This window comes from Paracoccus sp. (in: a-proteobacteria), assembly GCF_030536915.1.
GTDB lineage: Bacteria > Pseudomonadota > Alphaproteobacteria > Rhodobacterales > Rhodobacteraceae > Paracoccus.
Map to the genome: position 1 here is coordinate 234 of NZ_JAUNPC010000182.1, position 2,161 is coordinate 2,394.

3 protein-coding genes and 1 pseudogene are annotated in these 2,161 nt (G+C 67.3%); 2 read left to right on the forward strand and 2 right to left on the reverse strand.

Annotated elements, in window-relative coordinates:
• Both Q4F04_RS15475 and Q4F04_RS15480 read left to right on the forward strand, forming a co-directional pair.
• The coding region (locus Q4F04_RS15475; protein WP_303370683.1) for a hypothetical protein at nucleotides 1–1,044 on the forward strand (1,044 nt) is incomplete at its 5' end.
• A gap of 219 nt (nucleotides 1,045–1,263) precedes the next feature.
• Complete coding sequence (locus Q4F04_RS15480) at nucleotides 1,264–1,875, forward strand: LysE family translocator (protein ID WP_303370684.1); 612 nt, start codon at nucleotides 1,264–1,266, stop codon at nucleotides 1,873–1,875.
• Here Q4F04_RS15480 and Q4F04_RS15485 read toward each other — a convergent pair.
• Together Q4F04_RS15485 and Q4F04_RS15490 are read right to left on the reverse strand one after the other, a co-directional pair.
• A pseudogene (locus Q4F04_RS15485) lies at nucleotides 1,844–1,987 on the reverse strand (NAD(P)-binding domain-containing protein); the annotation flags it as partial. The gene Q4F04_RS15480 and the pseudogene Q4F04_RS15485 sit on opposite strands and share 32 nt — an antisense overlap.
• The coding region (locus Q4F04_RS15490; protein ID WP_303370685.1) for a fumarylacetoacetate hydrolase family protein at nucleotides 1,984–2,161 on the reverse strand (178 nt) is incomplete at its 5' end. The pseudogene Q4F04_RS15485 and the gene Q4F04_RS15490, both read right to left, overlap by 4 nt.

A 2,161-nucleotide genomic window follows, 5' to 3' on the forward strand; every position in this document is an offset into this window, starting at 1 on the left:
CGATCCTGCGATCTCATGCCGAATGGAAAGTCGGTCCTGTTCTTCCATGACAAGGGTTCAGGAGCCGGGGCCCTGGCGCTGACAGCCGGCCTCGAGGACGAGATGGTCGCGAAGTTCAACGATCACTATCACAAGGTGAACCCTTGGGTGGATCACGCCATGAGGCGGCCGCTCGGCAAGGTCATGCAGGCCGACGAGATGCTGCCGCGCGAGGCCCTGAAGGGCACGGAGTATTTCCAGGACTACCTGCGGCCCCAGGACATCGAGACTGGACTGGGCGTGACGCTGCACCGCGACGCGCGGCTGCATGTCTTCTTCAGCATCATCAGCGCGGATGTCGGCAAGGAGCAGCTCGAGCACGCCCGCCGCACGATCGGTCTTCTTGTTCCCCATCTGAATCGTGCCTTTCGCATCGGATGCCGGGGCGCTGCCGGGGATCGCGGCATGCAGCCGCCCCCGGGCAGCAGGCTGCAGGTCGATGCGAAGCTGCGGGTTGTGGCGGCCGATCCGGAGGCTCTCGCCCTTCTGGCCCAGACCGAGGCACTCAGCATCGGAGCCTTGGGGCGACTGGTCTGCAAGGATGCGGACCTCCTCTCCTGCCTGCAGCATCTGCTGACCACCGACGCATTTCCGGCGGTCCGGCACCGCCACCTCAAGCGGAAGTCCGGCGGGCTGCCGCTGCACGTCTGCCTGTATCGTCCGGGCCATACGGGCAGCGCTTCCGCCGGGACCGCGTCCTGTTTCCTGCAGCTGGAAGATCCCGCACGCGCACTGCCGGATGGAGTGCGCCGGTTCTGCGCCATGCATGGCCTGACATCCGCCGAAGCGGGCGTCGTGGCCCTTCTTGTGGCCGGGCACACGCCCGGCCAGATCGCGGCGCAAAGAAAAACGGCGCAGGCCACGGTGCGGACCCAGCTGAAGAGCATCTTCTGGAAGACGGGCTGCAACAGGCAGGCCGACATCATCCGCCAGGCTGCGATCATGGCGCAAGACCATGGTTTGCCCTACGTGACGCCGATCATCATCCCGGATCCGCGCGACTGAGCGGACATGCCGGTCAAGCATCGCGGAGCATCGAGCCGCCAGCGCCACGACTTTTCCGACGGCGTCCCCCATCCGGCGTATGTCGCCGATCCGCGGGCGGGCTTGGCCTGAGGTCCCGAAGGCTGGTGTCATCAGGTCGAGAGGGCAGGCCGCGGCTCCTTTGCCAAAGGAGGCAAGGCGTCCAGCAGGCTCATGGAAGCAGCGGCGGTCTTGACATGCATGGCGACCCTTGGCGCGCTGACGCTTGCGCCCGGTCCGCTTGTGGCTGTGCTGGCGGCACGGTCCGCCAGTCAGGATCGGGCAGGCGCATGTGCTTTGGCGATTGGCATCTGCGCAGGCGACGTTCTGGTCGTTCTGGCAATCTGTGCCGGTCCCGGCTTCTGGCTCCAGGCGCATCCCGGGATTTTCACCGTGGGGAAATATGCGGGCGTCGGACTGCTTCTCTGGACGGCGTTCCGGATGTGGAGCGCCCCGGTGACGCCCACCGATCAACCAGAACCAACCTGCGGGATCATCTCCTCGGCGCTGGTCGGGCTCGCCATCTGCCTCGGCAGCCCGCAAACCGTGGTGAGGCATCTGGTGCTTCTGCCGCGTGTCATCGACCTGGCGGTGATGCGTGCGCATGAGAGGCTCATGCTGATCGCCGCCACGATCACGGCCCTGCTTGGGGTCTTTTTCCTGGTCATCTTCTTCGTCGACATGATGCAGAAGTTGCTGCGCTCGTCTGCCGGCATGGTGCTCTGGGCAGCGACAGCGGGATCACCTCGCAGGTGGCGGGGCCCGCAGGCTCGGCACTCGCGCCGGCCCCGGCCGCCACGCTTTCGGCGGTAGGGGCCGGCGTGCGGTTCCACACGGTCACGGCAAAGCCGCATCCGGTCAGGCGGCGGGCCAAGGCGGTGCCCATCCGGCCCGTTCCGGCAATGCCGGCAGTCGGCTGCATCATGGTGATCCCCGGTTGCTGTGCTGCGTGCGGCGGATGACTCGGGCGGCGGGAGGGCCCACGGTCACGCGCAGGGGCGCGAGCCCCTCGACCTCGCAGTCCAGCAGGTCGCCGGATGTCACCGCGCCCACGCCCGCGGGCGTCCCGGTCATGATGATGTCGCCGGGCATGAGCCGG